Source organism: Accumulibacter sp. (genome assembly GCF_023806635.1).
GTDB lineage: Bacteria > Pseudomonadota > Gammaproteobacteria > Burkholderiales > Rhodocyclaceae > Accumulibacter.
The window spans coordinates 38,090-64,215 of sequence record NZ_JAMTDQ010000091.1; the positions used below are offsets into that span (position 1 = coordinate 38,090).

At 64.5% G+C, this 26,126-nt stretch carries 20 protein-coding genes; 9 read left to right on the forward strand and 11 right to left on the reverse strand.

Annotated features, from left to right (window positions below):
* Positions 1-137 precede the first annotated feature (137 nt).
* On the reverse strand, positions 138-1,580 hold the full coding sequence (locus NFW30_RS16095; RefSeq protein ID WP_295357706.1) for a glutamate synthase subunit beta: 1,443 nt from the start codon (positions 1,578-1,580) through the stop codon (positions 138-140).
* 2 nt (positions 1,581-1,582) lie between these two features.
* Entirely contained in the window at positions 1,583-6,259 is a 4,677-nt protein-coding gene (gene gltB / locus NFW30_RS16100; RefSeq protein WP_295357703.1) for a glutamate synthase large subunit, read from the reverse strand.
* Between the two features lie 727 nt (positions 6,260-6,986).
* On the opposite strand from gltB, the gene NFW30_RS16105 reads away from it, so the two are divergent.
* The 3 genes from NFW30_RS16105 to NFW30_RS16115 all read left to right on the forward strand — a co-directional run bounded on the left by NFW30_RS16105 (position 6,987) and on the right by NFW30_RS16115 (position 10,716).
* Positions 6,987-8,576 carry a Re/Si-specific NAD(P)(+) transhydrogenase subunit alpha gene (locus NFW30_RS16105; protein WP_295357700.1) on the forward strand — a complete coding sequence of 530 codons (1,590 nt, stop codon included), beginning with the start codon at positions 6,987-6,989 and terminating at the stop codon, positions 8,574-8,576.
* 12 nt (positions 8,577-8,588) lie between these two features.
* Positions 8,589-10,001, forward strand: coding sequence for a Re/Si-specific NAD(P)(+) transhydrogenase subunit beta (gene pntB / locus NFW30_RS16110; RefSeq protein WP_295357697.1), 1,413 nt, complete (start codon positions 8,589-8,591; stop codon positions 9,999-10,001).
* A 253-nt stretch (positions 10,002-10,254) separates the two neighbouring features.
* Positions 10,255-10,716: a CBS domain-containing protein gene (locus tag NFW30_RS16115; RefSeq protein ID WP_295357694.1), complete on the forward strand. Its 462-nt coding sequence runs from the start codon at positions 10,255-10,257 to the stop codon at positions 10,714-10,716.
* A 45-nt stretch (positions 10,717-10,761) separates the two neighbouring features.
* Here the strand turns inward: NFW30_RS16115 and NFW30_RS16120 are convergent, their stop codons facing one another.
* From NFW30_RS16120 to NFW30_RS16155, 8 genes are all read right to left on the reverse strand, one after another.
* A complete protein-coding gene (locus tag NFW30_RS16120) occupies positions 10,762-11,883 on the reverse strand; it encodes a deoxyguanosinetriphosphate triphosphohydrolase (protein WP_295357690.1) in 1,122 nt (373 codons plus the stop codon).
* Positions 11,876-12,964 carry a 3-dehydroquinate synthase gene (gene aroB, locus NFW30_RS16125; protein ID WP_295357687.1) on the reverse strand — a complete coding sequence of 363 codons (1,089 nt, stop codon included), beginning with the start codon at positions 12,962-12,964 and terminating at the stop codon, positions 11,876-11,878. The genes NFW30_RS16120 and aroB overlap by 8 nt, the downstream gene beginning before the upstream one ends.
* Positions 12,952-13,443: a shikimate kinase gene (locus NFW30_RS16130; RefSeq protein WP_295357799.1), complete on the reverse strand. Its 492-nt coding sequence runs from the start codon at positions 13,441-13,443 to the stop codon at positions 12,952-12,954. Before NFW30_RS16130 ends, aroB begins: the two co-directional genes overlap by 13 nt.
* Positions 13,444-13,580: 137 nt before the next feature.
* A complete protein-coding gene (locus NFW30_RS16135; protein ID WP_295357684.1) occupies positions 13,581-15,638 on the reverse strand; it encodes a type IV pilus secretin PilQ in 2,058 nt (685 codons plus the stop codon).
* Positions 15,639-16,160 (reverse strand): pilus assembly protein PilP, encoded by a 522-nt coding sequence (locus NFW30_RS16140; protein WP_295357682.1) that lies wholly within the window; start codon positions 16,158-16,160, stop codon positions 15,639-15,641.
* Positions 16,157-16,828, reverse strand: coding sequence for a type 4a pilus biogenesis protein PilO (locus tag NFW30_RS16145; protein WP_295357679.1), 672 nt, complete (start codon positions 16,826-16,828; stop codon positions 16,157-16,159). Before NFW30_RS16145 ends, NFW30_RS16140 begins: the two co-directional genes overlap by 4 nt.
* The gene (locus NFW30_RS16150; protein WP_295357676.1) at positions 16,828-17,394 is read right to left on the reverse strand and encodes a PilN domain-containing protein; all 567 of its coding nucleotides are present in this window, start codon (positions 17,392-17,394) and stop codon (positions 16,828-16,830) included. Before NFW30_RS16150 ends, NFW30_RS16145 begins: the two co-directional genes overlap by 1 nt.
* The gene (locus tag NFW30_RS16155; protein ID WP_295357673.1) at positions 17,391-18,470 is read right to left on the reverse strand and encodes a pilus assembly protein PilM; all 1,080 of its coding nucleotides are present in this window, start codon (positions 18,468-18,470) and stop codon (positions 17,391-17,393) included. Before NFW30_RS16155 ends, NFW30_RS16150 begins: the two co-directional genes overlap by 4 nt.
* Before the next feature lie 371 nt (positions 18,471-18,841).
* Between NFW30_RS16155 and NFW30_RS16160 the strand changes: the two genes are divergently transcribed.
* Positions 18,842-21,169 (forward strand): penicillin-binding protein 1A, encoded by a 2,328-nt coding sequence (locus NFW30_RS16160; protein ID WP_295357671.1) that lies wholly within the window; start codon positions 18,842-18,844, stop codon positions 21,167-21,169.
* Between the two features lie 57 nt (positions 21,170-21,226).
* Here NFW30_RS16160 and lysA read toward each other — a convergent pair whose 3' ends face one another.
* Positions 21,227-22,477 (reverse strand): diaminopimelate decarboxylase, encoded by a 1,251-nt coding sequence (lysA, locus tag NFW30_RS16165; protein ID WP_295357668.1) that lies wholly within the window; start codon positions 22,475-22,477, stop codon positions 21,227-21,229.
* 245 nt (positions 22,478-22,722) lie between these two features.
* Here lysA and cyaY point away from each other — a divergent pair, with 245 nt between their 5' ends.
* The 5 genes from cyaY (at position 22,723) to NFW30_RS16190 (ending at position 26,021) form a co-directional block, all read left to right on the forward strand.
* A complete protein-coding gene (gene cyaY / locus NFW30_RS16170; protein WP_295357665.1) occupies positions 22,723-23,040 on the forward strand; it encodes an iron donor protein CyaY in 318 nt (105 codons plus the stop codon).
* A 181-nt stretch (positions 23,041-23,221) separates the two neighbouring features.
* Positions 23,222-24,559 (forward strand): ATP-binding protein, encoded by a 1,338-nt coding sequence (locus NFW30_RS16175; RefSeq protein ID WP_295357662.1) that lies wholly within the window; start codon positions 23,222-23,224, stop codon positions 24,557-24,559.
* Between the two features lie 6 nt (positions 24,560-24,565).
* Entirely contained in the window at positions 24,566-25,132 is a 567-nt protein-coding gene (locus NFW30_RS16180) for a response regulator transcription factor (RefSeq protein WP_295357660.1), read from the forward strand.
* A 33-nt stretch (positions 25,133-25,165) separates the two neighbouring features.
* Entirely contained in the window at positions 25,166-25,537 is a 372-nt protein-coding gene (locus tag NFW30_RS16185; RefSeq protein WP_295357657.1) for an RNA-binding S4 domain-containing protein, read from the forward strand.
* Positions 25,538-25,628: 91 nt separating this feature from the next.
* The gene (locus tag NFW30_RS16190; protein WP_295357655.1) at positions 25,629-26,021 is read left to right on the forward strand and encodes a DUF2784 domain-containing protein; all 393 of its coding nucleotides are present in this window, start codon (positions 25,629-25,631) and stop codon (positions 26,019-26,021) included.
* Positions 26,022-26,126: the final 105 nt, after the last annotated feature.

The window sequence follows — 26,126 nt, forward strand, 5'->3', positions numbered from 1 at the left end:
CGTGCAGGGTAAGAGGAAACAGGATCTCTGCCGTGCGTGCATCCTGGCGACAGTATACCTCCGACGCTGCGCTGACGGGCCGTGCCGGATGGGACGCCTTGCCGCGCCCATCTGGAAAGGCGCCGCACGGCAAGGCGTCAGCGCGGCAGGTCCGAACGCCCCATGAGGAAGGCATCGACCTCGCGGGCGCACTGCCGGCCCTCGCGAATCGCCCAGACGACCAGCGACTGTCCACGGCGCATGTCACCCGCGGCAAACACCCGCGGCACACTGGTGGCGTAGCAGCCGACGCCATCGGTCGTGGCGCGAACGTTGCCGCGCGCGTCGAGCTCGACCGCCAGATGCTCCAGCAACCCCTGCCGTACCGGCGACACGAAGCCCATGGCAAGCAGGACGAGGTCGGCGGCAATCTCGGTCTCGCTCCCCGGGATCTCGCTCATCCGCCCGCCGCTCCAGTCGACACGAGCGACGCGCAGGGCCTTGAGCTTGCCACCCACGCCAATGAACTGCGTGGTCGACACGGCGAAGTCGCGGGCGCAACCTTCCTCGTGCGACGACGAAGTACGCAGCTTCATCGGCCAGTAAGGCCAGGTCAGAGCCTTGTCCTCCTGCGCCGGCGGCTGCGGCATCACTTCGAACTGGGTAACCGACAGGGCACCCTGGCGGTTGCTCGTACCGACGCAGTCTGATCCGGTATCGCCACCGCCGATGACGACCACCCGCTTGCCGGTGGCGGTGATCTGCTGCAGGGGGCGGTCGCCGGCGTTCACCCTGTTCTGCTGCGGCAGGAACTCCATCGCGAAGTGCACGCCATCGAGCTCGCGCCCGGGTACCGGCAGATCCCGCGGCGTCTCGGCGCCGCCGGCGACGATCAGGGCATCGTAGTCGGCCAGCAGTTGGGCAACCGGGACTGCGCCCGGCCCGCTGCCGCCAACCTCCTGTTCGACCCGGAAGTCGACGCCTTCGGCGCGCATCTGTTCGACGCGGCGGTCGATGTGCGACTTTTCCAGCTTGAAGTCGGGGATGCCATAGCGCAGCAGGCCGCCGATGCGGTCGCTCTTTTCGTACACGACGACGGCGTGGCCGACGCGTGCCAGTTGCTGTGCGGCAGCCAGGCCTGCCGGTCCGGAACCGACGATGGCAACCTTCCTGCCCGTCTTATGCGCTGCCGGCTGCGGCACGATCCACCCCTCGTGCCAGCCCTTGTCGGCGATGGCATGCTCGATCGACTTGATCCCCACCGCATCCGTGTTGATGTTGAGCGTGCAGGCCGCTTCACACGGAGCCGGACAGATGCGGCCGGTGAACTCCGGGAAGTTGTTGGTCGAATGCAGGACCGCCAGCGCCTGCTGCCAGTGGCCACGGTACACGAGATCGTTCCAGTCGGGAATGATGTTGTTCACCGGACATCCGCTGTTGCAGAACGGAATGCCGCAATCCATGCAGCGCGCCCCCTGCAGGCTGGCCTGCTCGTCAGTCAGCGTGAGGACGAACTCGCGGTAGTGCCTGAGGCGTGCGGCAACCGGCTCGGACGCTTCAGCCAGACGCTGGTACTCGATGAATCCTGTCGGCTTGCCCATTTCTATACGGTCTCCGGTTCCTTTTTCGCCAGCTCACTGAGCACCCGGCGATACTCATGCGGCATCACCTTGACGAAGCGCCGGCGATGACGCTCCCAATCGTTCAGAACGCGTTGCGCCTGGCGGCTGTTGGTGTAGCGATAGTGCTTGTCGATCAGCCCCCTGAGAAGGACCTCATCGATCTCGCCCAGATGCCGGACGTCGACCTTGCCGTGGCCTTCCAGGTCGTCGCCGGCTTCGCTGCCCTGGCGCGCCAGCAGCTCCTCCTCGACCGGCTCGAGCGACACCTGCGCCATGTTGCAGCGGGAGGCGAAGGTCCCTTCCTCGTCAAAGACGTAGGCGACGCCGCCCGACATGCCGGCGGCGAAGTTGCGCCCGGTCATGCCGAGAACGATGACGGTGCCGCCGGTCATGTACTCGCAGCCGTGATCGCCGACGCCCTCAACGACCGCGGTCGCACCGGAGTTGCGCACGGCAAAGCGCTCACCCGCGACACCGGCGAAGAAGACTTCGCCCTCGGTCGCGCCGTAGAGGACGGTGTTGCCGACGATGATGTTGCTGCGGCTCTCACCACGGAAGCCGGCGCTCGGACGAACGATGATGCGTCCGCCGGAGAGGCCCTTGCCGACGTAGTCATTGGCCTCGCCGACGAGGTCGAGGGTGACGCCGCGCGCCAGGAAGGCGCCGAAGGCCTGACCGGCGGTTCCCCGGAAGCGAATCTCGATCGTCCCGTCGGGCAGGCCCGCTCGCCCGTAGCGCTCGGCAATGCGTCCGGAGAGCATTGCGCCGACGGTGCGATTGATGTTGCGCAGCGGCAGATCGAGCGTGACACGTTCGCCGTTGTCGATCGCCGGCCGGGCCAGGTCGATCAGTTGCCGGTCGAGCGCCTTCGCCAGACCGTGATCCTGCTCCTCGCAATGGAAGACGGCGGCGCCGCTGGCGTTGGCCGGGCGATGGAAGATGCGGCTGTAATCGAGCCCCTTCGCCTTCCAGTGGCTGATCCCGTGCTGCATGTCGAGCAGGTCGCTGCGCCCGATCAGATCGTTGAAACGACGGATGCCGAGTTGCGCCATCAGCTCGCGGACTTCCTCGGCGATGAAGAAGAAGAAATTGACGACGTGCTCCGGCTGGCCGGAGAAGCGGCGACGCAGGACCGGATCCTGCGTCGCGACGCCGACCGGGCAGGTGTTGAGGTGGCATTTGCGCATCATGATGCAGCCCTCGACCACCAGCGGCGCGGTCGCAAAACCGAACTCGTCGGCTCCCAGCAGCGCACCGACGACGACGTCGCGCCCGGTCTTGATCTGTCCATCGACCTGCACCCGGACGCGGCCCCGCAACCCGTTGAGCACGAGCGTCTGCTGCGTCTCGGCGAGACCGAGCTCCCACGGCGAACCGGCATGCTTGATCGACGACTGCGGACTGGCACCGGTACCGCCATCATGGCCAGCGATGACCAGATGGTCGGCCTTGGCCTTGGTGACGCCGGCAGCCACCGTGCCGACTCCGACTTCCGAGACCAGCTTGACGCTGATCGATGCCTTCGGGTTGGCATTCTTGAGGTCGTGAATCAGTTGCGCCAGATCCTCGATCGAGTAGATGTCGTGGTGCGGGGGCGGCGAGATCAGGCCCACTCCCGGTACCGAATGGCGCAGGAAGCCGATGTACTCGGATACCTTGTGGCCGGGCAACTGGCCGCCCTCGCCGGGTTTCGCACCCTGCGCCATCTTGATCTGCAGCTGGTCGGCGTTTACCAGGTACTCGGCGGTGACGCCAAAGCGCCCCGATGCGACCTGCTTGATCGCCGAACGCAGGCTGTCACCCGGCTGCAACCGGTAGTCGCGCTCGACGCGCGACTTGCCGAGCACGTCGGACAGCATCTCGCCACCCTGCAGGGCCCTGAAGCGCGCCGGATCCTCGCCGCCCTCACCGGTGTTCGACTTGCCGCCGATGCGGTTCATCGCGATCGCCAGCGTGCTGTGTGCCTCGGTCGAAATCGAACCGAGCGACATCGCACCAGTGGTGAAGCGCTTGACGATCTCTGTCGCCGCTTCGACCTCGGCGAGCGGCAGCGGCGGCTGCCCGGCCGGCTTGAGCTCGAACAGGCCGCGCAGGGTCATGTGGCGTTTCGTCTGTTCGTTGATCAGGCGGGCATACTCCCTGTAGCTCTCGTACCTGCCGCTGCGTGTCGAATGCTGCAGCTTGGCGATCGCTTCGGGGGTCCACATGTGCTCCTCGCCGCGCACCCGGTAGGCATACTCGCCACCGGCATCGAGCATCGTCGCCAGGACCGGATCGTCGCCGAAGGCCTGCACATGCAGACGGATCGCCTCCTCCATGACGTCGAAGACGTCGATGCCCTCGACCTGCGTCGAGGTGCCGGTGAAGTACTTGTCCACCATCCTCTTCTGAAGTCCGACGGCCTCGAAAATCTGCGCGCCGGTGTACGACATGTAGGTCGAGATGCCCATCTTGGACATGACCTTCAGGAGGCCCTTGCCCACGCCCTTGATGAAGTGCTTGATTGCCTTGTCGCCCTTCACCGGATCGTTGCCCGCCAGGTCCTGCAACGTTTCCAGCGCGAGATAGGGGTGAACCGCTTCCGCCCCATAACCGGCGAGGACAGCGAAATGGTGCGTCTCGCGCGCGGCACCGGTCTCGACGACGAGACCGACGCGCGTCCGCAGCCCCTTCGTCACCAGGTGCTGATGCACCGCCGAGGTGGCGAGCAGGGCGGGGATGGCGACGTGCTCGGCGTCGAGCCGGCGATCGGAAACGATCAGGATGCTGGAACCCTTGTGCACATGATCTTCCGCCTCGGCGCACAGCGATGCCAGGCGGGCTTCAACCCCCTGCCGACCCCAGGCCAGCGGATAGCAGATGTCGAGCTCCGCCGAGTGGAACTTGTTGCCGGTGTAGGTTGCGATCCGCCGCAGCTTCGCCATGTGGTCGAAATCGAGCACCGGCTGCGACACCTCGAGGCGATAGGGTGGATTGATCTCGTTGATGCCGAGCAGGTTTGGCTTCGGCCCGATGAACGAGACCAAGGACATCACCAGCTGTTCCCGGATCGGGTCGATCGGCGGGTTGGTCACCTGCGCGAAGAGCTGCCGGAAATAATTGAACAGCGGTTTGCTGCGGTCCGAAAGGACGGCGAGTGGCGAATCGTTGCCCATCGAGCCCGTTGCTTCCTCGCCGGAGCCCGCCATCGGCTCGAGGATGAACTTGATGTCCTCCTGCGTGTAGCCGAAGGCCTGCTGCCGATCGAGCAACGCCGTCGGATGGACGCCTGCCGGAACCGCGTGCGGCGCCGGCAGTTCGTCGAGCTTGATGTTGATCCGGCCGAGCCAGTCCTGGTATGGCCGGCCGCGGGCGAGCGTGTCCTTGAGTTCGGCGTCGTCGATGATCCGCCCCTGCTCGAGATCGATGAGGAACATCTTCCCCGGCTGCAGGCGCCACTTGCGGACGATCCGCTCCTCCGGTATGGGCAGCACGCCCGCCTCCGAGGCCATGACCACGAGATCGTCGTCAGTCACCAGGTAACGGGCCGGACGCAGGCCGTTGCGATCGAGCGTGGCGCCGATCTGGCGGCCATCGGTGAACGCGACCGCCGCCGGTCCATCCCAGGGCTCGATCATCGCTGCATGGTACTTGTAGAACGCGCTGCGCTTCTCGTCCATCAGGGTGTGCGACTCCCACGCCTCGGGAATCAGCATCATCATCGCATGCGCCAGCGAGTAGCCGCCCATCACCAACAGTTCCAGCGCATTGTCGAACGATGCCGAGTCGGACTGGCCAGGGTAGATCAGCGGCCAGATCTTCTCGAGGTCGCCTGCCAACAGGGGCGACGACGTTCCCTTCTCGCGCGCCCGCATCCAGTTGTAGTTGCCGCGCAGGGTATTGATCTCGCCGTTGTGCGCGATCATCCGGAACGGGTGCGCCAGCCTCCAGGTCGGGAAGGTATTGGTCGAGAAGCGCTGATGAACCAGTGCCATTGCCGAGACGCAGCGGCGATCCCGCAGGTCCGCGTAGTACTCTCCCACTTGGTCGGCGAGCAGCAGGCCCTTGTAGACGACCGTCCGCGCCGACATCGACGGCTGGTAGAACTCCTTGCCGTGCTTCAGGCCGAGTGCTCCGATGGCGTTCGCCGCCCGACGGCGGATGACGTACAACTTGCGCTCGAGGGCATCGGTTACCATGACATCGGCGCCTCGGCCGACGAAGATCTGGCGGATCACCGGCTCGCGCGCGCGCACCGTCGGCGACATCGCCATGGAATGATCGACCGGCACGTCGCGCCAGCCGAGCACCACCTGATGCTCGGAGCGCACGGCGCGTTCGATCTCCTCCTGGCAGGCCAGGCGTGACGCCGATTCCTGCGGCAGGAACACCATGCCGACGCCGTAGTCGCCGGCTGGCGGCAGTTCGACGCCCTGCTTCGCCATCTCTGCGCGGTAGAAGTCGTCAGGAATCTGGACCAGGATGCCGGCGCCATCACCCATCAGGGGGTCGGCACCGACCGCTCCGCGATGATCGAGGTTTCGCAGGATCATCAGGCCCTGCTCGATGATCGAGTGACTCTTCTTGCCCTGGATATGCGCGACGAAACCGACGCCGCAGGCATCATGCTCGTTGGCCGGGTCGTAGAGACCCTGCCTTTCAGGTATGGCGGAATCCATCACTCTCGAATCCTCACAAAACTTGGACGGCAAGCGAACCGCTTTGCTCGCAACAGCCGCCGTTCCGGTACGACGCGGCCGTTCCGGCCACTCCGCGCGACCCGCGACTATACTCGCAAAGCACCGTCGCGACAAGATGCTGCACCGCACCACAGGGGGGCGCGCAGGCGACGCTGGTGCCCCACGATGGGGCAACAACAGCAGCGACGACGGCGGCGACGCGTGACCCGGGCGGAACAGTGATCGGAGAAGCAAGATGCGTGCCGTCGTCCGGTCAGACTTGGCTGTGCGGGTCTCCTGGCTGCGCAACGGCGGTCCACTCGCAGAGCCCGGTTGTGCTGCGGCGGCCCAAGCGCTGCAAGACCGGCCGGCGCATGCGCGGCAGGCCGTGTCGCGCTGGCGCCGAAACGGGCTGTCGTCTTCGAGACGGCCGTGATGACTCGGCCATGCGGTGCCCTGCGGTGGCCAGCGCATGGTAAATTTGGCTTTACGCTTGTGGTAAGCTGGCGCGTGGAGGCGCGGGCGAAGGCTGCAGCCGTTCGCGCAGCAGCCGACAAGGGTGAGGCGGTAGCCGCGACCGACGGCAGCAACAGGATGGGATGTCGAGGCAGGATCGTTTTCGACAGGGCAGGTGTGGCTTCTTGGGGGACCAGCCGCGGGCGGGGTGCGGACTGGTCTTTTTGAATGCGTGGACTCGAAGAACGAGCAACTAGCAATGGAGGACTGAATGCCAATGAAAATCGGGGTGCCAAGGGAAACGGCACCGGGGGAAAGACGGGTCGCCACCGTACCCGAAGTCGTCGAGAAGTTGATCAAGCTGGGTTTCAGCGTTGCCGTGGAATCCGGCGCCGGCGAGATGGCAAACGTTTCCGACGAGGATTACCGTGCCGCAGGTGCGGAGATCGTCGCCGACGCGGCCGGCCTGTGGTCTTCGTCGGACATCGTCTTCAAGGTCCGCGGCCCATCGAGCGAAGAAGTCGGGCTGCTGCGCGAGGGCGGGACACTCGTCAGCTTCATCTGGCCGGCACAGAATCCCGAGCTGTTGCAGCAGTTGGCTGCGCGCAAGGCCACGGTACTGGCGATGGACAGCGTACCGCGCATTTCGCGGGCGCAGAAGCTCGATGCCCTGAGTTCGATGGCGAACATCGCCGGCTACCGCGCGGTGATCGAGGCGGCACATCATTTCGGCCGCTTCTTTACCGGCCAGATCACCGCCGCCGGCAAGGTACCGCCGGCCAAGGTGTTCGTCATCGGTGCCGGTGTCGCCGGCCTGGCGGCGATCGGTGCCGCCTCGGGACTGGGCGCGATCGTGCGCGCCAACGACACCCGCCCGGAAGTGGCGGATCAGGTCAAGTCGATGGGTGGCGAGTTCGTCGCCGTCGATTATCAGGAGGAAGGTTCCGGGGTAGGGGGCTACGCCAAGGTGATGAGCGAAGGCTTCCAGAAAGCGCAACGTGAGACCTTCGCCAAGCAGGCGAAGGAGGTGGACATCATCATCACGACTGCGCTGATCCCGGGCAAGCCGGCGCCGCGGCTGATCACCGCCGAGATGGTGCAGTCGATGAAGCCCGGCAGCATCATCGTCGACATGGCAGCCGAGCAGGGTGGCAACTGCGAGCTCACCGAGCCGGGCAAGGTCGTCGTCAGGCACGGCGTGACGATCATCGGCTATTCCGACCTGCCGAGCCGCCTGTCGAAGCAGTCGAGCACCCTCTACGCCACCAACCTCTTCCGGTTGAGCGAGGAACTGTGCAAGGGCAAGGACGGCGTGATCGACGTCAACATGGAGGATGAAGTCATCCGCGGCACGACGGTCGTCAAGGAGGGCAACATCACCTGGCCGCCGCCGGCACCGACGCTGTCGATGGCACCGGCAGCGGCACCCGCCGCTGCCGCCGTCAAGCCTGCCGCCAAGTCGCACGGTCACGGCAAGGGCGGATCGTCGGCCTCGAGCACCGCGGTCGGCCTGCTCTTCGCCGCGGGCGCGCTGATCTTCTGGGGCATCGGTGCTGGCGCACCGGCAGCCTTCCTCGGCCACTTCACGGTCTTCGTCCTTGCCTGCTTCGTCGGCTACATGGTGGTCTGGAATGTCACGCCCGCCCTGCACACGCCGCTGATGAGCGTCACCAACGCGATCAGCAGCATCATCGCGATCGGTGCTCTCGTGCAGATCGCACCGCCACTGGCAGATGGCGCGGTGGCGCGTCCCGAGGACTGGATTCGCTGGCTCGCGGTCGGCGCCATCATTCTGGCGACGATCAACATGTTCGGCGGTTTCGCCGTCACCCAGCGCATGCTGGCAATGTTCCGCAAATAGGAGACGACGATCATGTCCGAAAGCCTGGCAACCGTTTCCTATCTCGGTGCAACCATCCTCTTCATACTTTGCCTCGGTGGCCTGAGCCACCCCGAGACGTCTCGCCGGGGCAATCTCTACGGCATCATCGGCATGACCATCGCCGTTCTGGCAACGGTCTTCGGCCCGCGCGTCGGCGCCGCCGGCTACGCCTGGATCATCGCCGCGATGGCGGCGGGCGCGGGCATCGGTGTCTATGCCGCGCGCACGGTGCAGATGACGCAGATGCCCGAGCTGGTCGCGCTGATGCACAGCCTGGTCGGCTTGGCGGCGATGCTGGTCGGCTTCGCCAACTACATCGACCCGGCCGCTTCGGCACAGATGAGTGGCGCCGAGAAGACCATCCACGAAATCGAGATCTACGTCGGCATCCTGATCGGCGCCGTCACCTTCTCCGGCTCGGTGATCGCCTTTGGCAAGCTGTCCGGCAAGATTTCCGGCAACCCGATGTTGCTGCCGGCGCGCCACTGGATCAACCTGGCCGGACTGCTGGTGGTGATCTGGTTCGGACGCGAGTTCATCAACGCCCACTCGTTGAGTGAGGGCATGCTGCCGTTGGTGGTGATGACCGCCATCGCGCTGCTCTTCGGCATCCACATGGTGATGGCGATCGGCGGCGCCGACATGCCGGTCGTCGTCTCGATGCTCAACAGCTACTCCGGCTGGGCCGCGGCAGCCACCGGCTTCATGCTCTCGAATGATCTGCTGATCGTCACGGGCGCGCTGGTCGGATCGAGCGGTGCGATTCTCTCGTACATCATGTGTGCGGCGATGAACCGGCATTTCATCAGCGTCATCGCCGGGGGCTTCGGCACGACCGGCGGTACGCCGGCTGCAGCCGGAGCGCAACCGGCCGGTGAAGTGGTCGCGGTCACCGCTGGCGACACGGCGGAACTGCTGCGCGAAGCCAAGAACGTCATCATCGTTCCCGGTTACGGCATGGCAGTGGCGCAGGCCCAGCATACCGTTTACGAGATCACCAAGCTGCTGCGCGAGAAGGGTGTCAATGTCCGTTTCGGCATCCATCCGGTGGCAGGGCGCATGCCAGGGCACATGAACGTGCTGCTGGCCGAGGCCAAGGTACCCTACGACATCGTTCAGGAAATGGACGAGCTCAACGACGACTTCCCGCAGACCGACGTCGCGATGATCATCGGCGCCAATGACATCGTGAACCCGGGAGCACAGGACGACCCGAACAGCCCGATCGCCGGCATGCCGGTGCTCGAAGTCTGGAAGGCCAAGACCTCGATCGTGATGAAGCGAAGCATGGCGTCGGGCTATGCCGGTGTCGACAACCCGCTGTTCTACAAGGAGAACAATCGCATGCTGTTCGGCGATGCGAAGAAGATGCTCGATGAGGTGCTGGCGTCGCTGAAGAGCTGAGCCGCCGCCCTCTCAAACAACGGCCGAGACGGACAAACGCCCGCTAGCGCGGGCGTTTGTTCTGGGATGGCTGACTCGGGGCGCGGCGTCGGCCGCCTCTTCGGCCGGCGCGAGCGAGGCACGCGTCGGTACGGTGGCAACGCCCGGGCGCAGGAAGTCTCGTCGCATTTCCGGATGTCGTTTGACATCTGATAGAATCATCGCGAAACATGGACTGGCTTCGCAACCAGCCATCCTTTATCGAGGGGGTACCATGGAGGTAAGAGAAGTTCTGCAGGTCAAGGATTCCGCTCTTTTTACCGTGCATCCGGACTCGCCACTGTCCGAAGCCGTCATCATGATGGCTGACAACGACATCGGCTCGGCGATCGTCATGGACGGAGGCAAGCTGGCAGGGATGCTGACCTTCCGCGAAGTGCTCCTGATCCTGGCCAAACGCCAGACCGAGCGTCGTGTCGGCCCGACGCCGCCGATCGCCGAAATCCTCGTCGTCGAGGCGATGGACCGGAATCCACCAACCGCACATCCGGACATGGACGTCGACGAACTGCGCCGCATGATGGTCGATTCGCACACGCGCTATGTACCGGTGATGGAGGAAGACACGATCGTCGGCATCGTCTCCTTTCACGACGTCGCGAAGGCGGTGCTCGAGGAGCGGAACATGGAGAACAAGCTGCTCAAGGCCTACATCAAGGACTGGCCAGCACCCTGAGCGGCGGCCCCGCAGCGGACCGCAATTCGACCGCGGGGCTTCCTTTCAGCGTTCATCGACGCAAAACAGGCGCCGGTGCTCGCGGATCGCGTAGCGGTCGGTCATCCCGGCAATGTAATCGGCGACCCTGCGCACCCGCTCCGCATCGGCCGGCGCCTGGTATTGCGGCGGCAGCAGGCGGACATCGGAGGTGAAAGCAAGGAACAGATCGCTGACGATTCGCCGCGCCTTGCTGGCCATGCGACGGACCTGGTAGTGCTCGTAGAGATGGGCGCGCAGGAAACGCTTCAGGTTCCGCTGCGCTTCACCGAGGTTGTCGGAGAAAGCGACCAGTTCTGGCGCTTGCCGCACCGCGCCGATGTCGGCCGGCTGATGCTCGGCGATGTTCCTGGCGGTGGCCGCGATCAGGTCGCAGACGAGCGCATTGATCATTCGCCGGATCGTCTCATGGATCAGACGGCGCCCGACGAGCCCCCGATGGTGCCGGCGGGCATCGGCAGCATGCTCGGCGAAGAGTGGCACTTCGACCAGTTGCTCCAGGCTGATCAGTCCGGCACGTAGCCCATCGTCGACATCGTGGTTGTTGTAGGCGATTTCATCGGCCTGGTTGCAGACTTGTGCTTCCAGGGAAGGCTGCGTGCCCTTCAGGAAGCGCTCGCCCAAGTCGCCGAGCAGGCGAGCGTTTTCCCGCGAACAATGCTTGACGATCCCTTCGCGCGTTTCGAAGCACAGATTGAGACCGTCGAACGTGGGGTAGCGCTCTTCGAGCAGGTCGACCGTCCGCAGGCTCTGCAGATTGTGCTCGAAGCCGCCGTGCGCACGCATGCACTCGTTGAGCGCCTCCTGGCCGGCGTGGCCGAATGGGGTGTGACCGAGGTCGTGTGCCAGTGAGATGGCTTCGACGAGGTCTTCATTGAGCCGCAGCGCGCGCGCGATGCCGCGGGCGATCTGTGCCACCTCGAGGCTATGCGTCAGGCGGGTGCGAAAGAGGTCACCTTCATGGTTTACGAACACCTGCGTCTTGTACTCGAGCCGGCGGAAGGCGGTCGAGTGCACGATGCGATCGCGGTCGCGCTGGAATTCGGTGCGCTGGACGGGGGCCGAGTCCACATGCCGCCGGCCGCGCGAGTTGGCCTCGCTGACCGCATAGGGCGCCAGCTCACGCATGCGCCGTACGATCGGCGATCGCCTGTCGCACCTGGGCCAGCGATGCCTGGTCGGTCAGCACCGCGCGCCCGAGCCGCTGCAGCAGAACCACCCGCAAGCGGCCATCCTGCACCTTCTTGTCGTGCTGCATGAGCTCCAGGTAGCGATCGACGGGGAGCATGGGGCCAGCAACCGGCAAACCGGCGCGCTGCAGCAGGCGCTCGACCCGGGCTAGGTCGTGACGGTCGATGCAGCCGAGTTGATGCGACAGTTGCGCCGCCATCATCGTCCCTGCAGCGACCGCTTCACCGTGCAGCCACTCGCCGTAGCCAACACCGGTCTCGATCGCATGCCCGAAGGTATGACCCAGGTTCAGCAGGGCCCGCTCGCCGGCTTCACGCTCATCCGCGGCGACGACCTCGGCCTTGTTGCGACAGGAGGCGACCACCGCAGCCGCCAGCGCCGCCGGCTCGCGTGCCAGCAGGCGCTCGAGGTTCATCTCGAGCCACTCGAGGAACGCCAGATCCCGGATCAGCCCGTACTTGATCACTTCGGCAAGGCCGGCGCGCAGCTCGCGATCGCACAAGGTCGTCAGGGTATCGGTATCCGCCAGCACCAGTCGCGGCTGGTGGAAGGCGCCAATCATGTTCTTTCCCTGCGGATGGTTGATCGCCGTCTTGCCACCAACCGATGAATCGACCTGCGCCAGAAGCGTCGTCGGCACCTGGACGAACGGCATGCCGCGCTGGAAGCAGGCAGCGGCAAAGCCGGCGACATCGCCGACGACGCCGCCACCGAGAGCGATCAGCGTCGTCGAACGTTCGCAGCGACCGGCAATGAGCGCATCGAAGATCGAGTTCAGCGTTCGCCAGTCCTTGAACTCCTCGCCATCGGGCAAGACGACCTCGACCACTTCGACGCCGGCTTGCAGCAGCGGATCGGCCAATCGCCGCAGGTACAGCGGCGCCACGGTCGTGTTGCTGACGATCGCCGCCTTCTTCTGCCGCAGCGAGGGCAACAGCAGTTCGGGGCGGTCGAGCAGCGAACGACCGACGTGGATGGGGTAGGAGCGATCTCCCAGTGCAAGAGTCAGCGTTTCCATGCTTCACCCTCTTCCTTGAGCAGCAGATTGAGAATCGCCTGCGCAGTGATGTGGCTGCCCGAGATCGTCAGGTCCGCCACCTCGCGGTAAAGCGGGTCGCGCTGTGCCAGCAGTTCGCGCAGCTTCTGGCGCGGATCGCTGACCTGCAGCAGTGGCCGCTTGCGATCGTGGCGCGTCCGTTCGTGGAGCGTGTGGAGCGGCACGTCGAGATAGACCACCGTGCCGCTCGAGCGCAGCGCCAGCCGGTTTTCCGGTCGCAGGACGGAGCCGCCACCGGTGGCCACGACATGCTGCCTGAGCTCGGCCAACTCGGCGATGAGTTGCGCTTCGCGTTTGCGGAAGCCATCCTCGCCTTCGATTTCGAAGATGGTGGCCAGACTGACGCCGGTACGCTCCTCGACTTCATGGTCGGAGTCGAGAAAGCGGTAGCCGAGGCGCTTGGCGAGGGCCTTGCCGACGGTCGTCTTGCCGGCGCCCATGATGCCGACGAGATAGATGTTGCGGGGTTCTGCCTGGTGTCTCACCACGCCATTCTAACGCAAGCGTGCCGCGCTGCCCCGCGACGCAAGAGGTCGGCTGGCCGGGGCCGGCCTCCTCGTCCCTGTCCGGCAGCCGCCTAGCGCAGCGAAAGGTGCTCGGTGACGATCCGCGGCGTGATGAAGACCAGCAGTTCGGTCTTGTCGTCGATGATCTCGCGGTTCTTGAACAGGAAACCGATGTACGGCAGGTCGCCGAGGAAGGGTATGCGCTGCACGTTGTTGCGCGTGACCTGCTCGAAGATGCCACCGATGACGACCGTGCCGCCATTCTCGACCAGCACCTCGGTCTTCACGTGCTTGGTGTCGATCGCGACGCCGGCGCCGGTCGACAGGCGCGTGTTCGGGGTGTCCTTGTTGACGTCCAACTCCATGGCTACCTTCCCGTCCGGCGTGATGTGCGGCTTGACCTTCAGCGACAGCACCGCCTTGCGGAAGGAGACGCTGGTTGCGCCGGAACTGGTCGCCTGCTGGTACGGTATCTCCTGACCCTGTTCGATGATCGCCTCGACCCCGTTGGCGGTCATCACCCGCGGGCTGGAGATGACCCGGCCACGTCCGTCGGACTCGAGGGCCGAGATCTCGGTGGCGAGAAACTGGGTCAAGGCGTTGTTGAAGAGGAGGAACGAGAAGGTACCGGCGGTTCCCGAACGTGGCGTCGCGGGCAGGTTGACCGCCGTTTCCTGTTGCAGGTTACCCCTGATCGCCGTCGAATCGCCGCCGATCCGGACCGCGCCATCGGGGAAGACCTGTCTGAAGCCCAAGCGTACCCCAAGGTTCTTGGCAAAGCTGTCGCCGGCCTCGACGATCCGCGCCTCGATCATGACCTGGCGCGTCGGCACGTCGACCTTGGCGATCATGGCCCGCACCTCGGCCAGCCGACCAGGAGTGTCCTTGACGAACATCATGTTCGAGCGCTCGTCGAGCAACACGCTGCCGCGCTTCGACAGCAGCGTCTGCTTCGGATCGATCAGTAGCCTCTGCAAGGCTTCAGCCTTGATGTAGTTCATCTGGAAGCTCTCGGTCTGCAGCGGTTCGAGGTCGCCGATCTGCGCCTGCGATTCGAACTCGAGCTTTTCCTTGGTGGCGATCTCCTCGCGCGGCGCAATCAGGATCACGTTGCCGTTCTTGCGCATGTCGAGACCCTTCTGCTGCATGATGATGTCCAGCGCCTGATCCCAGGGGACATCCTTGAGGATCAGGGTGATCGAGCCACCTACCGAATCACTGATCACCATGTTCATGCCGGTGAACTCGCCAATCACCTGCAGCAGGCGGCGGACATCGACATTCTGGAAGTTCAGCGACAGCTTCTCGCCCCGGTAGCCACCACGCGAACCCTGCACCAGCTTGTTCGGATCCTCGATGATCGGTTTCACCTCGATGACGAACTGGGTGTCACTCTGATAGGCGTTGTGCTCCCAGAGTCCACGCGGAGTGATCGTCATCCGAGTGTCAGCTCCCTTCTGGACGGTGTTGACAGCCAGTACGGGGGTCGCAAAATCGGTCACATCGAGCTTCTTGCGCAGCGTTGGGGGGACGTTCACGCGCACGAAGTCGACCACCAGATTCTTTCCTTCGTGCCGGATATCGATGCCGGCGTTGGGATCGGTCAGGTCTACGGTAATCCGCCCCTCGCCATCCTTGCCGCGGCGGAACACGATCGCCCGGATACTGTTGCCGACGTCGCTGGCGCTCGCCTTGGCAAAATGCTCGACGGCCTGCGTGCTGTCGGGCGTCGCAGCCGGGACCATCGCCAGCACGAGGCTCTTGCCGTCGATGCTCGCTTCGTAGGACATCGCACGGTTGAGGTTGAGGACGACACGCGTCCGACCCTCGGCCTGAACGATGTTGGCGCTCTTCAGATCGCCTTCGTTGAAGGTCTGGCTCGATTTTCCGAGGGCATTGACCGTATTCGCGAAGTCGAGGGCGATGCGAGCCGGCTTGGCGACGCTGAACGCCGGCGGCAGCGCCTGCAGGGGCTCCCTGAAGGTCAGCTTGACGTTGACCACCGGCCCCTGCTGCAGCACATTCATCGACTCGATGGCGTTGGGCGCCGCCTCCTGGGCAGTGGCGACGCCAACGAGCAACGACAGGGCACCCATCAGGCCGGGCAGCCAATTCTTGATCCGTTCCATCTACCTTGCTCCCTTTTCCTGCAGCATCAGGGTGCTCGTCCGCTCGACCCAGTCACCAGCCGAATCCTGAACGAGTTCCCGCAACGTGATTTCGGACTCGGTCACGCCAACGACGACACCGAAATTCTGTCCCATGTAGTTGCCGATCTTGACCTGGTGCAGCGCGCCCTCGACCTGCACGATCGCGAAGGAAACCTTGTTCCTCGTGATCACGCCAACGTACTTGAGTGACTCGAGGGGATAGAGCTCCAGCGGCTCCTTCGGCCGGTCCAGATCCGGCCGAAAGCCGCCGCCACTCTTCTTGTCCGCCACGCCCATCTTGGCGACGGCGAACGGTTCGGTGAGATTGCCCACGTCATAGGGGACCGCTTCGTAGGGCTGCACCACCGGCAGCGGTGGAATGTTTGGTTTGACACCCGCAGCGGCGGTCTTCATCCACTCGCGCAGTTCCTCCTGGTCATTGTCGGCACAACCGGCAACTACCGCGGCACTCAGGAGAATCAGGGGCAGTACGCGTCTCATTTGCCGGCCTTCGCGGCCTCGGCCGCCTTCTTGCGGTTCGCCGCCAGTTCCTCTTCGTCCAGATAGCGGAAGGTCTTCGTCGTCGCATCCATCACCAGACTGCCGTCCTTGCTCTGTTGATTGGTACTGATCGCGATGTTGTTCAGGGTGACGATGCGGGACAGCTTGCCGATGTCACCGGCAAACGCGCCGAAATCGTGGTACGTGCCGGTCAGGCGAACGGTGATCGGCAGCTCGGCGTAGAAATCCCTGACCAGCTCGGCACCCGGCTTGAAGAGGTCGAACTGCAGCCCCCTGCCCATGCCGGCCTGGTTGATTTCGACCAGCAGCGACTCAACCTCGGCCTTGTTCGGCAGCTGCTTCAGAAGGGCCCCGAAAGCCAGATCGATTTCGCTCAGGCGCTGCACGTAGAGGTCGAGGTTGACTGCCTGAGCCTTCTTTCTGACGTATTCGTCGCGCAGCCGCAACTCGGCCTCCTGCTTCTCACGCAACGAAACCAGCTGATCATCCCAATAGAACCACCAGCCCGCCAGCAGAATCAGCAGGAAAAGCACGACCAGAACGGTGGCACGCGGTGCGACGGGCCAGGCACCGACGTCACGCGGATTCAGGTTCTGAAAGTCGCCGACGATTCGCTGGAAGTCAATGCTCGCAAGAAACCTCGCCATCACTTCGCTCCCTTTTGCTCAACCGGAGTCCGCTTCAGCGATGCGTTCATGGCGAACTCGTTGAGCCGCCGCTTGTCGACCGTCACGGCCTTGATTTCCAGTAATTCCGGCTTCTCGAGCCAAGGCGAAGCCTCGATGTTGCGCATCAGGGTCGAAACGCGGGCGCTGGACTGCGCCCAACCAACCATGTGAATCCGTTGTCCCTCCTGCTTCAGCGCCTTGAGGTAAACCCCCTCGGGCATCTGCTTCGCCAGTTCGGTCAGCAGGCGCACGGCTTCGGCGCGGTCGCGCTGCAGTGCCTCGATGGTCTCCTTCCGTTTGAGCAGCGCCTCCGTCTGTTGCTTGAGGCGCTTGATCTGGTCGATCTCCTTGTCGAGAACGGCGATTTCCTTCTTGAGGAAGTCGTTCTTGGCCTCCTGATTGGCGATGTAGCCGGCGATTATCGAATAGACCAGAACGGCGATCAACAAAGCCAGGACCGTCACCAGCCCGAGCAAGGCGTAGAACTGCTGACGCCGCGCACGGCGCTTCTCTTCCCTGTGGGGCAGGAGATTGATGCGTATCATTCGTCGAATCTCCGCAGCGCCAGACCGCATGCCACCATCAGCGACGAAGCGTCGGCCAACAGGCTCTTCTCCCGGATGCGGTCGGAAAGCACCATGCCGGCAAATGGGTTGGCGATGACGGTGTTGATCTGCGTCCGCGATGCAACCACCTGGTCGATACCGTGAATCACGGCGCAACCGCCGGCGAGGACGATGTGGTTGACCTGATTGAACTGGGTGGACGTGAAAAAGAACTGCAGCGCGCGCGACAGTTCTAGTGCGAGCGCTTCCAGGAACGGCCGCTGCAGTTCGGTTTCGTACTTCTCCGGCAGGCTGTTGCGACGTTTTTCGCCTTCCGCTTCCTCGAAGGTCATGTTGAACAGTCGAGCGATGTCCTGCGTCAACTGGTTGCCGCCGAAAGCTTGCTCGCGTGCGTAGATCTGCTGGTCATTGCGCAATACCGTCAGGTTCATGACGTTGGCGCCAACGTCGACGAGGGCGATGATCTGCCCTTTGCCGCCCTCGGGAAGCGTTGCCTCGACCAGCTGAAAGGCGGAAAGGACCGCATAGGACTCCACGTCGAGGACGCGCGGTTTCAGGCCGGCCGACTCGGCCACGGCAACGCGATCTTCGACCTTCTCCTTTCGCGATGCGGCGATGAGAACCTCGATCTCGTCGGGCGAAGACGGAGCCGGGCCAATCACCTGGAAATCAAGGTTGACCTCGTCCAGTGCGAATGGAATGTATTGGTTGGCCTCCGACTCGACGAGCAACTCGAGTTCCGTCTCGCGCTGGCCAGCGGCAACGATGATCTTCTTGGTGATGACATGCGAAGCCGGCAGCGCGATCGCCACCTGCCGTGTCGACGTGGCCATTTTCTTCCACGCCCGCCGCACGGATTCGGCCGCAGCCTCGAGGTTCACGATGTTGCCGTCGGAGACGACATCGCGTGGCAGGATCTCGATTGCGTAACGCTCGACGCGGTATCCCCCCTTGCCGTCACTCGCCAGTTCGACCATCTTCACCGATGAAGAACTGATGTCCAGCCCAATCAGGGAGCGCGCCTTCGGATTGAATATCGAAAGATCAAGCGTCAAAACCGTACCCCTTGCCCAAAAACCCTTCATTAATTTACAGTTAGCGTACTTATAGATATTCTACTTTAGATGCTAGCAACAACACTGCAGGGTGTAAAGCGATTTCTCCCTGATGTGTCCCGGCCTGTCGCGAATCGACAACGATCGGCGCACCGCAGCCGGAGCACGGCCAGACGGGCGCGGGCGGGCAGCATCGCACGGGCAAGCCGGACCGACTGGCCGTGCTGCCAGGCTGATCGCGAACGTTCGCGCGGCGTGCGTCCGAACACCACGTTCCCGGCCGGAAGTCTGGCCGGGAAGGGCTGGCGCCGGTTGGGCGCAAGAGAACCGGACGCGCGGCGGCAACCTCGCGGCCGCCACCTTCCAATATAATGTCGGCCTGTGGAAAATCCCTGCCGGGACCTCTCTTGCCTACTGCTCTCCGCTGGCTGCTCTATCCCCTGGTCGTCGTTCTCGGGCTTGCCGCGATCGCCGTTGCGATGGTGACCGTCGTACTGAGCCTGGCTTACCCGAATCTGCCATCGCTGGAAATCCTGACCGACTATCGACCGAAGATCCCGTTGCGTGTGTTCACCGCAGACGGTCATTTGCTGGGCGAGTTCGGAGAGGAACGGCGAGCCGTGGTCAGTATCCAGGACGTGCCAGCCGTCCTGAAGCAGGCCGTGCTTGCCGCCGAGGACGAGCGCTTCTATCAGCACGGGGGAGTCGATACGCTTGGCGTGCTGCGCGCGCTGCATGCCAATCTGGTGGGCGGCGGCAAGCGTCAGGGCGCGTCAACCATTACCCAGCAGGTCGCCCGCAACTTCTTCCTGTCATCGGAAAAGACCTACACGCGCAAGCTCTATGAAGCGCTGCTGTCGTTCAAGATCGAAAGGAACCTGAGCAAGGACCAGATCTTCGAGCTCTACCTCAACCAGATCTTCCTCGGCCAGCGTGCCTACGGCTTTGCCGCCGCTGCGCACATCTATTTCGGCAAGCAACTGGGCGAACTGACGCTGGCCGAAGCGGCAATGCTCGCCGGGCTCCCGAAGGCGCCCTCCGCCTACAATCCAATCGTCAACCCGCGGCGCGCGCGCATCCGACAGGAGTATGTCCTGCGCCGAATGCGCGACCTGGGTTTCATCAGCGAGGCGCAACACGAGGCCGCCCTGGCGCAGGCGCTGGTGCTGCGGCGCGAAAGCAACGCGACACCCATCCACGCCGAATTCGTCACCGAAATGGCCCGCCAGATCGCCGCCGAGAGATTTCCCGATGACGTATACACACGTGGGCTGCGTGTCTTCACGACGATCCGCAAGGACGATCAGGAAGCCGCCTATGTCAGCGTGCGCAGGAACATCCTCGATTACGATCGCCGACACGGATATCGCGGTGCAGAAGCCTACGTCGACCTGGCGGGAATCAAGTCCGACGCCGACGAAGCACTGGAGGAAATGCTGCTCGAGCATCAGGAGAGCGAGGACCTGCAACCGGCCATCGTCCTGCAGGCCGACGCCAGGAAGCTGCGGGCGTTCCGTCGCGGCGGCGAGGTCATCAGCATCACCGGTGAGGGTCTGAAGTTCGCGGCAAGAATGCTGGACGACCAGGCACCGCCCAACAAGCGTCTGCGCCGCGGTGCGATCATCCGCGTGCAGACCGACGACAAGGGAAACTGGCGCATCGCCCAGATGCCGGAAGTTGAGGGAGCGTTCCTGGCGGCGGACCCGACGGACGGTGCCATCCGCGCGCTGGTTGGCGGCTTCGACTTTCAGCGCAACAAATTCAACCACGTGACCCAGGCTTGGCGGCAGCCGGGGTCGAGTTTCAAGCCCTTCATCTACTCCGGCGCTCTGGAGCGCGGTTTCACCCCCGCGTCGATCGTCAATGACGAGCCGATCAGCTTCCCGGCGACGCTGACCGGCAGCCAGGCCTGGGAGCCGAAGAACTACGATGGACGCTATGAAGGTCCGATGCGGCTGCGCACGGCGCTGGCCAAGTCGAAGAACATGGTCTCGATCCGCGTGCTCCAGGCCAGCGGTGTCCGCTTCATCCAGGACTACATCACCCGCTTCGGCTTTGACGCGAAGAAGCACCCCCCATACCTGACCATGGCGCTCGGCGCAGGTTCGGTCACGCCGTGGGAAATGGTCGCTGCCTATGCCGTGTTCGCCAATGGTGGCTACCGCATCCGGCCGTACATCGTGCGCGAGATCGTCGACGACAGGAAGCAGGTACTGGCACAAGCCGAGTCGGTCAGCGCAGGTGATGAGAACCTGCGGGCCATCGACCCGCGCAACGCCTACCTGATGGACAGCATGCTGCGTGACGTGACGATCTACGGCACCGCCGCACGTGCTTCGGCAACCTTGAAGCGCCGCGATCTGGCCGGCAAGACGGGAACCACCAACGAGCACGTGGACGCCTGGTTCTGCGGCTACCAGCAGACCGTCGTCGCCTGCTCGTGGATCGGTTTCGACCAGCCACGCAACCTCGGCAAGGGCGAGACCGGCGGGACGGCAGCCCTGCCCGCATGGATCGGCTACATGGCTAAAGCGCTGAGCAACACACCGGAGTCCTTCCTGCCGATGCCTGAAGGCATCGTTTCCGTTGCCTCGCCGGATGCCGGCAAGGGTCCGGCGCAAGAAATGTTCTACCGCGAGAACGTTCCCGCTCAGATCGAGCCGGAACCGCCTGGCGACGACGTACGCGCCGAGGATTGAACGCGGCGGCTGCGACTCGACTGGATCGCCGGCACGGCCCGATCGCGCGGCTGCTCGCTAAGCGCAGGGCAACCGCTCCTCGAGAGCGTACAATTCCTCGACCGTTTCCCGGCGACGGACCAGGTGGGCCTGGTCACCATCAACCATCACCTCTGCCGCGCGCGGACGTGAGTTGTAGTTCGAACTCATCGACATGCTGTAGGCGCCGGCCGACATAATTGCCAGCAGATCGCCCGCGGCGAGTGCCAGTTCCCGTCCACGGCCGAGAAAGTCCCCCGATTCGCAGACCGGCCCAACGATCTCCCAGGCCCGGACAGGACCCGGGTGCGGAATGACGGCAACGATTTCGTGCCAAGCACCATACAACGCTGGCCGAGCGAGATCATTCATCGCCGCATCGACGATGGCGAAGCTCTTCGCGTCGCCCGGTTTCAGGTACTCGACGCGCGTCAGCAGCACACCTGCATTGCCGACCAGGCGCCGCCCGGGTTCGAGGAGAACGCGCAGCTTTCGCCCGCGAAGCTCGGCCAGCATCGGCTGCAGGTAATCCCTGACGGCGGGCGGAGCCTCGTTGCGATAACGAATGCCAAGCCCGCCACCGAGATCGATATGTTCCAGGGCAATGCCTTCCGCCGCCAGCCGGTCGACCAGCAGGAGGACCTTTTCGAGCGCCTCGACAAAGGGCGCGGCGTCGAGCAGTTGCGAACCGATGTGGCAGTCGATTCCGCTGACGCGCAGGTTGCGCCGGGTGGCCGCGCGCCGATACAGTGGCAGGGCATCCTCATAGGCGACGCCAAACTTGTTTTCCTTGAGGCCGGTCGAGACGTAGGGGTGCGTCCGCGCGTCGACGTCCGGATTGACCCGCAGGCTGACCGGCGCGACCTTGCCCAGTTCGCCGGCGACGGTATCCAGGCGATCGAGTTCCGCCGCAGACTCGACGTTGAAGCAGAGGATGCCGACCTGCAGCGCCAGGTCCATTTCACCCGCGCTCTTTCCGACTCCGGAAAAGACGATCCGCCGTGGATCGGCACCGGCAGCGAGGGCGCGCTTGAGTTCGCCGCCGGAAACGATATCGAAACCAGCACCACGCCGGGCGAGGACGTCGAGCACGGCAAGGTTCGAGTTGGCTTTGACGGCGTAGCAGACGAGCGCGTCGATCCCTGCCAGTTCACTCTGGAACTCGTCGAGAGCGGCTTCCAGCGCATGCCGCGAATAGACCCAGCACGGAGTACCGAAGCGCTCGGCAATCGCAGCGAGGGAAACCCCTTCCGCGTAGAGCACGCCTTCGCTGCGGGCAAAGCCACTCATCGCTCGGCCTCCGCGGCAGCCGTGCTAGAATCCGGTCGTGCTGGATTGTCTGCCACCACGCGCTCGGCCTCGGGTACTGATGGAGGGGTGGCGGGTGCGGCCGCCACCGGCACCGCCTGCGGTTTCGGCGGCAGGACCAGTCCGCCTCGATTGCCACAACCGGTGAGCAGGATGAGGGCCAGCGTGAGCGGCGCAAGGAATGAATACATGATTCGCCAAGGCAAAATGGGGCAATGGTAGCACACATGGAAGAGCACGATTTCAACGCCCACGCCGAGGCAATCCTGTCCCGGATCGAAGCTGCCCTTGAATGCATCGCTGTCGATCTCGACTTCGAACGAGTCGGTGACCAGGTCCTGCAGATCGACTTCGCCAACGGCAGCAGGATCGTCGTCAACCGCCATGACGCCGCCCGGGAGATCTGGGTCGCAGCGCGTTCTGGCGGGTTCCACTACCGCTGGCAGGGAGACTCCTGGCGCGATACGCGTGATGGTTCCGAGCTGCTGTCGACGCTGTCGGATCTGGTTTCGACGCAGGCCGGCGAACCCGTTTCCCTGCTCTGAGAGGTTGTGACACAGTCGTCGCGCACGGGCAGCATGGAGTCCGTCAGTGAGACGTCCCCGCGACAGATTGTCACACGGCCAGCCAGCGCCACTCTGGCGGACTTAGAATCCCTCGCTCCGCCGGCTGCGAGGTGCCCGTCGATCGATGTTGCGCAACACTCAAACTCTGGGACTGACGTCAGTGACGGGAAGAGAAAACCCGTTGCGACGCCTCGTCGTCCTGCGCCGCATCGAGGTGCTGATGCAGGCGGTGGTGCTCGTCCTCGCCGTGGCGTGGCTCAGGATCCCGCTCGACATCGTGCCGATGGCAGCCATCACGGCCTTGCTGGCAGCAATCAACCTGGCCACCCAGTGGCGACTCCAACGGGGCCACCTGGCTGGAGACGGCGAAGTCCTGGCTCATCTGATCATCGACACCATGACCCTGACCGTGCTGCTCTACTTTGCCGGCGGGTCGGCCAACCCTTTCATCTCGCTATTCCTGTTGCCGGCAACGCTGGCGGCAGCGATGCTCCCGCCCCGTCATGCCTGGACAATGGCCGGCATCACCCTCGTCGCCTATACCTTCCTCATGTTCTGGAAGCTGCCGCTGCCACCGCCGCAGGGCGACCTCGCCCGCTTCGACGAGCTGCTGGCGCGCGCCACGGGCGGTGCCGGCGAGCACGCGGCCCATGGCAGCAGCTTCGCCCTGCACGTACTGGGCATGTGGTTGAACTTCGTGATCAGCGTCGGCGTCGTCGCCTTCTTCGTCACGCGCATGGCTGCTGCCCTGAAGGCGCGTGAGCGGGAGTTGTCGGCGACGCGTGAAGAGGCCCTGCGCAACGAGCAGATCCTCTCGCTCGGGACACTCGCAGCGGGTGCCGCACACCAGCTCGGCACGCCGCTCGGAACCATGGCCGTGGTGCTGCGCGAGCTCGAGCTCAATCATCGCGACGATGTGGAGCTGAACGAGGACATCGTCCTCCTGCGCGAGCAGGTCGATCGCTGCAAGCAGACCATCTCGCAGATCCTCGCCTCGACGGGACATGGACGCGATGACAGTCTGCAGTCGCTGCCACTCGATGCCTGCCTGCACCGCCTGCTGGACGATTGGCAGATCATCCGCCCACACGCCCAACTCTGCGTGACCCTGCGCGGGCCGCAACCGGCGCCGCAAATCGCCGCCGAACGGACCCTCGCACAGGCGCTGTTGAATCTGCTCGACAACGCTGCCGACGCCAACGCGGGTCACCCCGAGGCGCTTCGCTTTGCTGCCGACTGGGATGCCGACAACTGCCGCATCGAGATCCTGGATCGTGGTCCCGGGGTCGACGAGAGCAGCAGGAGCCGCCTTGGCAAGGCCTTCTACAGCACCAAGAGCGATCCCGGAGCACGCCCGCTCGGCCTCGGTATCGGCCTCTTCCTGAGCAATGCGACCATCGAGCGCTTCGGCGGCCAGGTCGAACTGTTCAACCGCGACGATCCGCAGGGCGGCGCCTGCACGCGGGTCACGCTGCCACTCAAACGTCTGAAAGTCTGACCGACCATGCCCGATGCACACGCGCCCCAAACGGATGACGAGCGCTCGACCCTGTTGCTCGTGGATGATGACGAGGCGTTCCGCCGTGTCCTGGCCCGCGCGCTCGAGCGGCGGGGCTTCGCCGTGACCGTCGCCACCAGCGTTTCTGCCGCGCTGGCCAAGGCGCAGGCACTGGCTCCCGAATACGCCGTCGTCGACCTGAAGATGCCCGGTGAGTCGGGGCTGGTATTGATCGAGAAACTGATCGAACTCGACCCGAACACCCGCGTCGTGATGCTCACGGGCTACGCCAGCATTGCGACGGCAGTGGAAGCGATCAAACTGGGCGCCGTCCACTACCTGGCCAAACCCTGTGACGCCGATCAGGTTGTCGCTGCGCTCAACAAGGGCAGCGACGGTGACTCGGCGATTGCCATCGCCGGCTCGCCATTGTCGGTCGATCGGCTCGAATGGGAGCACATTCAGCGCGTCCTCGCCGAGCAGAATGGCAACATCTCGGCGACCGCCAGGGCCCTGAAGATGCACCGCCGGACACTGCAGCGCAAGCTCGGCAAACATCCGACGCGCGAGTAGGGCATGGCGGCCGCGGATTCCCAGCCGGCAACGATGCGCATCGACAAATGGTTGTGGGCAGCGCGTTTCCACCGCACGCGCGCCCTCGCTGCACAGGCCGTCGCGGCCGGTCGTGTCCGGCTCGCTGGCCGTGCGGTCAAGGCGGCTCACCTCGTCCGCTGCGGCGACGAGATCGAGGTCACCATCGGCGACCTCAAGTGGGAGATCACCGTCAGCGCTCTCGAGCAACACCGGCGCCCCGCCGACGAAGCCAGGCAACTCTATGAGGAGTCCCCCGCGAGCAGTGAGCGACGAGCCGCACAGCTGGCCGCCCGACGACTGCTGCCGGTTCCCAGCAGCGAACGCAGCGGGCGACCGACCAAGAAGGAGGGAAGACTGATCAGGCGCTTCACCGACCAGCAATGAGACGCGGGGCTCGGCAACCGCGGACGCCCGGGACGCATCCTGCAGAGCCGGGAGCGGTCACGCGATCCCGGCACAGGGCACGGGCGCCGCGATGAGCACACGGCTGCTGGCCGACGGCATCGTCGTCCTCCATTTTCTCTTCATCGCTTTTGTCGTTGCTGGCGGCGCGCTCTGCCTGCGCTGGCCCAGGCTGGCATGGGCTCATGTGCCGGCCGCCTGCTGGGGCATCGCGGTCGAGATCACCGGCTGGATCTGCCCGTTGACTCCGCTCGAGAACGAGCTGCGCCAGGCAGCCGGCCAGGCAGGCTATCCCGGCGGTTTCATCGCGCATTACCTGCTTCCCGTCATCTATCCGCCGGGACTGACGCGCGCCACCCAGCTGGCGCTCGCTGGCGCGCTGATCGCCGTCAATCTCGCCTGCTACGGCTGGCTGATCCAAAGCCACCGCTGCGCTGTCAGGACGCGCCACAAGCGTCGCTGCTGATCGGGCGAGACCGAGGATTGGGCGCTGCGGCAGCGCTGTCGCCGCTGCCCCCGGCTAGCCCTGCCCTTTACCCGCAAAATTAGGTCTGGACTTTTTTGGTCGAAC

Coding starts and splice junctions, on each gene's coding strand:
- NFW30_RS16120 (WP_295357690.1), bottom strand. CDS start 11,883: ATGCGTGAGCTGGCGCCCTATGCGGTCAGCGAGGCCAACTCGCGCGGC.
- NFW30_RS16140 (WP_295357682.1), bottom strand. CDS start 16,160: ATGAGACGCGTACTGCCCCTGATTCTCCTGAGTGCCGCGGTAGTTGCC.
- NFW30_RS16185 (WP_295357657.1), top strand. CDS start 25,166: ATGCGCATCGACAAATGGTTGTGGGCAGCGCGTTTCCACCGCACGCGC.
- NFW30_RS16115 (WP_295357694.1), top strand. CDS start 10,255: ATGGAGGTAAGAGAAGTTCTGCAGGTCAAGGATTCCGCTCTTTTTACC.
- NFW30_RS16180 (WP_295357660.1), top strand. CDS start 24,566: ATGCCCGATGCACACGCGCCCCAAACGGATGACGAGCGCTCGACCCTG.
- lysA (WP_295357668.1), bottom strand. CDS start 22,477: ATGAGTGGCTTTGCCCGCAGCGAAGGCGTGCTCTACGCGGAAGGGGTT.
- NFW30_RS16105 (WP_295357700.1), top strand. CDS start 6,987: ATGCCAATGAAAATCGGGGTGCCAAGGGAAACGGCACCGGGGGAAAGA.
- NFW30_RS16150 (WP_295357676.1), bottom strand. CDS start 17,394: ATGATACGCATCAATCTCCTGCCCCACAGGGAAGAGAAGCGCCGTGCG.
- NFW30_RS16145 (WP_295357679.1), bottom strand. CDS start 16,828: ATGGCGAGGTTTCTTGCGAGCATTGACTTCCAGCGAATCGTCGGCGAC.
- gltB (WP_295357703.1), bottom strand. CDS start 6,259: ATGGATTCCGCCATACCTGAAAGGCAGGGTCTCTACGACCCGGCCAAC.
- NFW30_RS16135 (WP_295357684.1), bottom strand. CDS start 15,638: ATGGAACGGATCAAGAATTGGCTGCCCGGCCTGATGGGTGCCCTGTCG.
- pntB (WP_295357697.1), top strand. CDS start 8,589: ATGTCCGAAAGCCTGGCAACCGTTTCCTATCTCGGTGCAACCATCCTC.
- NFW30_RS16095 (WP_295357706.1), bottom strand. CDS start 1,580: ATGGGCAAGCCGACAGGATTCATCGAGTACCAGCGTCTGGCTGAAGCG.
- NFW30_RS16190 (WP_295357655.1), top strand. CDS start 25,629: ATGAGCACACGGCTGCTGGCCGACGGCATCGTCGTCCTCCATTTTCTC.
- aroB (WP_295357687.1), bottom strand. CDS start 12,964: ATGGAAACGCTGACTCTTGCACTGGGAGATCGCTCCTACCCCATCCAC.
- cyaY (WP_295357665.1), top strand. CDS start 22,723: ATGGAAGAGCACGATTTCAACGCCCACGCCGAGGCAATCCTGTCCCGG.
- NFW30_RS16160 (WP_295357671.1), top strand. CDS start 18,842: ATGTCGGCCTGTGGAAAATCCCTGCCGGGACCTCTCTTGCCTACTGCT.
- NFW30_RS16130 (WP_295357799.1), bottom strand. CDS start 13,443: ATGGGCGCCGGCAAGACGACCGTCGGCAAGGCCCTCGCCAAGCGCCTC.